This window comes from Oleiphilus sp. HI0080, from assembly GCF_001635135.1.
In genome coordinates this window covers 1-7,607 of sequence record NZ_LWFU01000457.1, presented here as the reverse complement: position 1 = coordinate 7,607, position 7,607 = coordinate 1, and the positions used below count along the sequence as shown (strand labels likewise).

Here is a 7,607-nt window from a genome sequence, read left to right as displayed (position 1 = left end):
GCTCGACCGGTTCGACCGATACGGTGCACGTAGACTTCATCATCTCTTGGTAAATCTGCGTTCACCACTAAGGCTACGTCGTCCACATCCAGGCCTCGGGCAGCGACATCTGTCGCAACTAGAATTCGGCAACTGCCTTGAACAAAGCGAGTTAACACTGAGTCTCGCTCGCGCTGCTCTAAATCGCCATGCAAAGCTAACGCGCTTGCACCTTGATCGCTTAAGAACTCCGCTATATCAGCACAATCCTGTTTCATATTCGCAAACACAATCGCTGTTGGTGCCTGTGTTGCGCGTAACACCCGAGAAAGCAGCTCGAGCTTGTCTCGCTCTTCTACTTCTATAAACCGCTGCTCAATGTGCGCATCGCTATGTTCGCCCTCAACCGTTACTTGAACAGGTGTTTGAAGAATTTTCTTAGCAAGAGTGGCGATTTTGTCTGGAAAGGTTGCTGAAAATAACAGAGTTTGGCGCTCTCGCGGGCACTGTTCTGCAATCTGCTCAACCTCCTCCATGAAGCCCATATCAAGCATACGATCCGCTTCATCCAGCACGAGCGTCTCAACGTTAGATAAGTCCAATGTTCGTTTGCGCAAGTGATCCTGAATACGCCCGGGCGTACCAACAATAATGTGCGCCCCATGCTCCAGAGAGCCAATTTGAGGACCAATCGACTGCCCTCCACACAGCGTCAGCACCTTAACATTATGCATGGCCTTCGCTAGCTTTCTGGTTTCATCGGCGACTTGTGTCGCAAGCTCTCTTGTCGGGCACAACACCAACACTTGTATGCGATAACGCTTAGGCTGAAGTTTGTTCAACAAAGACAAGGCAAACGTCGCGGTTTTACCACTCCCGGTTTTAGCTTTACCGATAAGATCCTTACCATCAAGCAAGGCGGGTAAAGCGGCTGCTTGAATCTCAGTCATTGATGCGTAGCCAAGACGCGCCAGCGCTTCAAGAAGCTCCGGTTTGAGAGTAAGCGAAGAAAAAGATTCTGAGTTTGACGAAGTCAAGATGATAGCTCCAAGCGAGTGCGCTGACGATATCGGCGCAGTGTAGAGCCTACGTGCTCAAATGAACAGTTTAATACGCGCGCGGTTACGATACCGCGGCTATGTTATTTTGAAATGCGAAGCAACGAGCATCGACGCTTAGAAGAGGTTTGGCCTTGTTTACTCTGACGAATCAATTCAGTGAGCGTTTATCCATCAAGCCAGCCAAAGTTTTATCAGCAAACTACCCTTTCACATACATGATTTTTTTGGTGCCACCCTCGCAGCTCCCAACTTGCTCGCCTTCAGCAGCGTCGCTTTTACCAACGATTGTCAGCTTGAAACTTTTAACGCCGTTATTCTTGATCTTCGCTTCAATCTCGTCCTTCAGCTCATCACAGTCTTTGAGTTCTGCACTGGCAAGCAAAGGCGCTAAAAGCAAAGCAATGGCAAAAGGCCAAGCAATTAGATTTTTCATGAGTCGTCTCCGGTCGAGTTAAGTCGCATTTGGAGACTAGTCGAGATTCTCTCTTTTGCTGCCCGTAAACCGGTCAATGCCCAAAAACTCCACCTGATGCGCGTTGGACGATGACGCTATGCAGGATCTACTTCAAACAAAACAACTTTACGAGCTCCGTTATAGCAAAATCCTATCTCTTTACCTTCCACCTTATCATCGGCTTCATAGATACGAACATATGACCCTGAATCACCCTTGTCCTTCAGTTCCTGTTCGACCTTGGCCTTTAGTTTCTTACAGTCTTGATCTGCAGCGATGACTGGCGCGCTTACACCAATCACAGCAGCAAGTAGGGCCGTTTGAGCAATATATGATTTCATCCACTTTCTCCACTTTGGGGCTTAGTCGTAAGTATAGCCCAAGCCAGATCATTCTCCGCTTAAGGACTGGGGATATATGGCTTTGGGTCAATTTTTGAGGCCCGCTTGGCAACAAGATCGCTAAGTAGTTCCACTGACGCTGGCGCGAGTACCAAACCATTGCGAAAATGCCCGGCATTTACATATACATTCTCGTAGCCGGAAATAGGTCCAATACTCGGTATGCCATTCGGTGACCCCGGACGTAAGCCGGCCCACTGGTGAATCACAGGATATCTCTTAAGCTCTGGATACAAGGCCAATGCGCTTCCATACAAGCTTTGTCTTGCCTCATCGTTTGTGGTCTTATCGAACCCGCAGTATTCCAATGTACTGCCAACGACCACCTTGCCATCACGACGGGGAATGACATAGCGGCCGTCACTGAGAACTACACGATTTACAAAACCTTGCGGCGCATCAAAGACAATCATCTGGCCTTTTACCGGCTCAATCTTTATGCGCTGATTCGGCAGGAGCGAAGACGTCCACGCACCAGAACAAAATACCACGCGGTCAGCGTCTACGCGCTTGCCAGATTCTAAGGTGACGCCACGCTCATCAAATCGCGCCAGCCCATCATTCTCGATCACTTCGATAGCCGGATGTTCATGCATGAGTGCACGTAGAGCATTCAACAAGCGCGGGTTACGCACACTTCCTACGCTCGGCATCCATAGTGAGCTTTCATGGCCTTGCCCTAATGCAGGCTCGAGTGCATACAATTGCGCAGCTTTAATCTCTTCTAGCCAAGGGCCATTCTTAGCAGCCCAACGGATCGCCTGATCTTTCCCCTCAACCTGCAACATCAACAAACCATGGCCAGAGTATTCCGGATCGATGCCGCTTTCTTGATGCAGTGCCGCCACTAAATCGGGATACAACGCCTGCGATCGTAAAGCTAGTGCGGTGACCGGCTCCGAATAACGCCAAGGATAGAGTGGTGAAATAATCCCGCCACCAGCCCAGCTCGCTTCTCGCCCAAGCGCACTTTTGTCAACAATGACTACATCGTAGCCTTCTCCGGCAAAACTTCGGGCTTGTAACATCCCTATTGCGCCACCACCAACCACGACAACTTTCATTAACAGGAAACCTTTAAAGTATTTCTAGAATCTGACCAATGGAGCCTAATCATTTAGGCGAGGCTTGTATTCTACGCGCTGAGAAAAGAAAATGGAGCTTGAGTTCAGGACGAACTCGCAACAATTTAACCTTTCTCGTACGAACAAACCATCAAAGGACTGATGATATGCTCACGACACCCAAAAGCCATTTTGGCTTTACCCTTATTGAACTGCTGATAGCGCTCGCCATCATCACAATTACGACAAGCGTCGCCTTCGGCGCGTTTCCAATCATTGAAAAATACCGCGTTGAAAACAATGCCCGTAGTGTTGTAAGCGCCGTCATGTTTGCGCGAAGTCTCGCCATTAAAGAAGGTAAATCTATTTTTCTTTGCCCTACCAAAAATTCCGTCGAATGCGACAAGTCTTGGTCGGACAAGATACTGGTCTATCGCAACAAAAACGCAGATAAAAATTTTAATGCCGGAGATGAGCTCGTACGTATTTACGATCTCGCAAACGATTCCAGCCAGATACGTTGGGGTTCATTTCAAAACAAAGACTATCTAGAAATGCGTGCAAATGGCATGACCAACTTCCAGAATGGCACATTTACAGTCTGCCATGAAAACGACGAATTAAAGACCGCGGTTCCGGTTATCATCAATACTGCAGGGCGACCTTACTTTGGCCGAGATCGAAATAATGACGGAATACTCGAGTACAGCAGCGGTAACCCTGTACGTTGCTCATAGCGATGTTAGCTCATATAAAAAAGGGTCAGACCCCGCTGAGGCCTGACCCTTTAAAAACTCTGAAAAACGCGCTTATTCTATCGCTGAGACTAGCGCCAACAATCAGCCGGATTTGTTGGCGATTTAACTCCAGCGCTGTTTAAGGTCATAGTACCGCAACGATCCCCCGTCATACCGCCTGCTGGAACTGCTGATATCTCGTAGCTTTGTGCTGCAGTTGTATCCGCAACGCCTCCATCTGTCTCTGAAATCGTAATGGTATAGAACTGCACTACTTCAGGTTCAATTATGTATAAAGATGCATCAGGCGCTCCGGTATCAGCACCTGCAGCAGCCGCATCAGAATAATGATTAACCTCTGAATAACGTCGTTCTAGCGCCGAAGATAAGGCAAGCATTTCGCCCTGCGCATTAGCTCGACGCGTCTTAGCGACCGACTCTTGATAGCCGGGGTAGGCTATCGAAGCGAGAATACCTATAATCGCAACAACGATCATCAGCTCTATCAAGGTAAAACCTTTCTGTTTTTGCATTAGTAGCATTTGTTATTTACCTCGTTTAGTCATTAACCAACTCGTTCCAACCCAAACGACCTGTTCGGGCGGAGTTGGTATCCAGATTCGTATCCGTGATCGAGATATTACTTCCGTCTAATCCTGTCGATTCAGACTTCGAACCATAGAGCAGGTCACTCAATCGGTTTGGCTGATTCAACAAGGTTCCCTGTCTGACACCAATCCCATCGATATCTAGAATTGGCTTATCAGGGTTTAAGCCTGTCAGCATCGGCACCGTATAAAGTATGCTAGTACCGCCTCCTGCGCATTCAGAATCACTTGGAATCATTGAAGCAAAAATAGCGACAGGGCCAAGATCTGCATCATCCGCGATCAAAGGTCTGTTGATCATTCGCTCACCTTCTTGGGTGTCGTCTGTCATAAAATCAAAGTACCAACCATAATCCTCCTGCCAGTCGATGGCCGTCGCGCTTGTTTTAACACCACGAGAAGCGCCGCCATCGGTATCTTCCAGCTCTCGAACAGCTAGATGAGTTCGATCCCGATTACCTTCGCTTACATCCCAAACGGTGTAGTAACTTTGCACTGAAAGATCTGTCTCATCACCGGTCGACAAATACTGCCCTGTACCGAAGGTCACCAAAATATTCGGATCATTACTACCGGTGGCTTGGGCTGTATTCAAAGCAATACTTGGCGCACCAGTAATAGGTTGTTGATTGCCCGAAGCATCGGTCGCCTTAAACAATGGTTGCGTTGTCGAACCTTGTTTATGCGCAATACCCCATCGATTAGTCCTGGAGTCTGATACATCGAACGCCCACATGTTTCCGTACAAGTCACCGCCGTAGATTCTATCTACTACATAATCGCCATCGATGTCTGCCAAAGTAACGCCTGAGAGCCCATTCTTGTTAACAGAATCCCCCGCCCCAGTGTCAATTTTCAGATAGTCGCTACCAAGCGTCCAAGTTCCATCAAGTCCTTCCTCCACAAACAAAATGAACAGCTTTGCATAGCCAGAATCTGAGGAGTGACCGTTGCCAAAGATGACCGCCCACTTTTCGTTATTCATCATAGCGACCATAGGCGGCGACAATTGGTAACCCATGTCGCCGTCGTTTTGTGAGGTAAATTCCCACATAACCGTGTTCGCCGCTTTGGCAGGATCTTCTGAAAAATCCACAGGGTCGGTGACATCAAGCGCAAACAGCCCTCGACCACCACCTCTCAATCCACCAACGAGCATTGTTCTCCACGCCATGTCATTAGAACCATCAACCGTGGTATAAACATCCTGCGCCACCGGGCTTAAATCAACATAGTATTTGTGCGAATAATTTGGGTCCGTCAAATAATGAAGGCCCTCACCCGCAGAAGACGAATAAACCGCATTAGGTACATAAGCTAATAACTCTTGCCCCCCGTTAGAATCAGAAACCGAGGCATTAAAACCATGCAGCATACCGCCATTGGCGCCAAGATAAATGGCAGGCGTACGGTCCTTTTTAGCGGTTTTAAAAGCACTATAGCGTTGCGAGCCATCATCCGCAGCGCCGCCAAAATAGCCATCATCTGGCCAGATTGACGCTGGCGAACCAACATAAACCGGCGCAGAGTGCACAATATCGGCTAAACGCTTGGGCAAACCGGTGGCCGGGTCCAAGCGATCTCGCAAATCATAACTGGCCTTCGCACCAGACACGTAAGTATCTAACGTCATGTCTGCTTGAATATCACCTCGCAGGAAATTTAACCGTGCTTTACCATCGGCATCGGCATCAAAGTTCGTAGCGTCATCACTGTTATAATCAGGGTCACCCGAAACAAAAGGATACGTCGCATCACGAACACTACCATCTGGGTTTGTCTTCAGATCAAGCTTTTGATGGTCCTGTAAGCTATCCCACTGAAATGGCGCTCCTTCAGGATTACCGTCAGCATCTTTACCCCACGTGAGGATGGTACGTGGTTTATCCTCGAGATCTCGAGAATTCAACAAATACGCCGCTGCAGTCGGATCGCCATTACTATCCTCCCAAATAGGATCGCCGACCGCTCCAGAGGTTGGATCAAGCAACAAGCCGCCAACATCACCAGTCCAGTCGGCCGCATTAAAGATGGAGGTAAAAATCGCTGTGCCTTCGGTAGATTGCAACGAAGAAGCGTTGAATGTGACCCCAGAACCGCTACCTATGGTCGCGATAATGTCAGACAGAGCTGCACCCAGCGCAGTTTTTAGCTGATCAGGTGTTGCCGCGCTATACATACCTCCACGGCCATTCACTGCGGCATGGTACAAATCGTCGATCTGACGCGCATCGCGAGAATTGTTTACATTAGGCCATGTGGGTGGCGTCGTGTGCGCGTCTTCCATGTCATTGTGCGTAACACCAAAAATAGTACCTTTAGCCCCTAATCCCACTGTATAGGTATTCATGTGTAGATTGGTATTACAATCTTCCCAAGCCTCGGCCGTGCCGTCTCCACATGCTCCAGCGACCTTCACGTTGCCCGCTGGCAAATCTGTTCTTAGTTGTTCGCTGTAGCCCTTATAGGCGATATCACCGAGCGTATCATCATAACTATCTTGATAAGGTGCACCCGCGCTTCCGTCTTCATTGCCAATACCATCAACGGATTTCTCGGAGTTATATCCATCGGTAAATAACAAGGTATAGTTTTTCTGACATTCGCTACCTATCGGGCCACTAGCACTTTGGTACTCAGTCAGTGCATGCTTCAACGCACTACGCAGCGGCGTACCACCACCACTCACATATTCTAGATGGTCACTTAAGAAGTCTTTAACTCCTGTAGTTGTGTCCATGTCAAACATGTCGCCAGCTTCAACAGATCGGCGGTTATTAATCCAAAATAAACCAGTTTGAATACCGTTCACGCCTTGCATCGCCGATGCCAAGCCTCCACGCATCGCTTGGTGGCGCTTACGATAATACTTAAACCAATTTGCGAAATTCTGTTTTTCTTCCGCAGTGGTTCGCTCAATACGACCTTCCACATTTTTAAGCTCGCCAGAAACACCATTAGGAGCACCGTCGTCTGGATCATCAACCCAGCCATTTGCAATCTCATATTTCGTTAAACAAGAGCCGTCGTATGCGAGACCATCGATGCTTTGTGTTTTTGCTTCATCAACAGAAAACCGGCCAGGGAATCGAGCAAAGAGTTGATAATGCAAAGGGTTAGGCGATGAACATAAAAATTGTTCTTTGGTCGCGGCTGCAGGAATAAGGGCTTGGGATAAGATTCCCGATGGAGCCATCGCCGCACTGGTGACGACGATTTGATCAAGCAAAGTACCACCCTCGCGGTAGCGCACTTCGAGTGTATAAGACGTATTCCCTGTGAGATTGACTTCCGCCCACTCAG

General features: G+C 48.4%; 7 protein-coding genes. 1 reads left to right on the top strand and 6 read right to left on the bottom strand.

Features of this window, described 5'->3' with window-relative positions:
• The 4 genes from dbpA to thiO form a co-directional block, all read right to left on the bottom strand.
• A partial coding sequence (gene dbpA, locus A3751_RS09140; protein ID WP_068454715.1) for an ATP-dependent RNA helicase DbpA occupies positions 1-1,016 on the bottom strand: 1,016 nt, incomplete at its 3' end.
• 223 nt (positions 1,017-1,239) lie between these two features.
• Positions 1,240-1,473: a DUF1161 domain-containing protein gene (locus tag A3751_RS09135; protein WP_068454712.1), complete on the bottom strand. Its 234-nt coding sequence runs from the start codon at positions 1,471-1,473 to the stop codon at positions 1,240-1,242.
• Positions 1,474-1,589: 116 nt separating this feature from the next.
• Positions 1,590-1,835, bottom strand: a complete 246-nt coding sequence (locus tag A3751_RS09130; RefSeq protein ID WP_068454709.1) for a hypothetical protein — start codon at positions 1,833-1,835, stop codon at positions 1,590-1,592.
• 59 nt (positions 1,836-1,894) lie between these two features.
• The gene (gene thiO / locus A3751_RS09125; RefSeq protein ID WP_068454706.1) at positions 1,895-2,959 is read right to left on the bottom strand and encodes a glycine oxidase ThiO; all 1,065 of its coding nucleotides are present in this window, start codon (positions 2,957-2,959) and stop codon (positions 1,895-1,897) included.
• Positions 2,960-3,126: 167 nt separating this feature from the next.
• On the opposite strand from thiO, the gene A3751_RS09120 reads away from it, so the two are divergent.
• The gene (locus tag A3751_RS09120) at positions 3,127-3,696 is read left to right on the top strand and encodes a GspH/FimT family pseudopilin (protein WP_068543286.1); all 570 of its coding nucleotides are present in this window, start codon (positions 3,127-3,129) and stop codon (positions 3,694-3,696) included.
• A gap of 89 nt (positions 3,697-3,785) precedes the next feature.
• Here the strand turns inward: A3751_RS09120 and A3751_RS09115 are convergent, their stop codons facing one another.
• Together A3751_RS09115 and A3751_RS09110 are read right to left on the bottom strand one after the other, a co-directional pair.
• Entirely contained in the window at positions 3,786-4,238 is a 453-nt protein-coding gene (locus A3751_RS09115) for a type IV pilin protein (RefSeq protein WP_082863142.1), read from the bottom strand.
• Between the two features lie 16 nt (positions 4,239-4,254).
• On the bottom strand, positions 4,255-7,607 hold a 3,353-nt coding region (locus tag A3751_RS09110; RefSeq protein WP_068454700.1), incomplete at its 5' end, for a pilus assembly protein.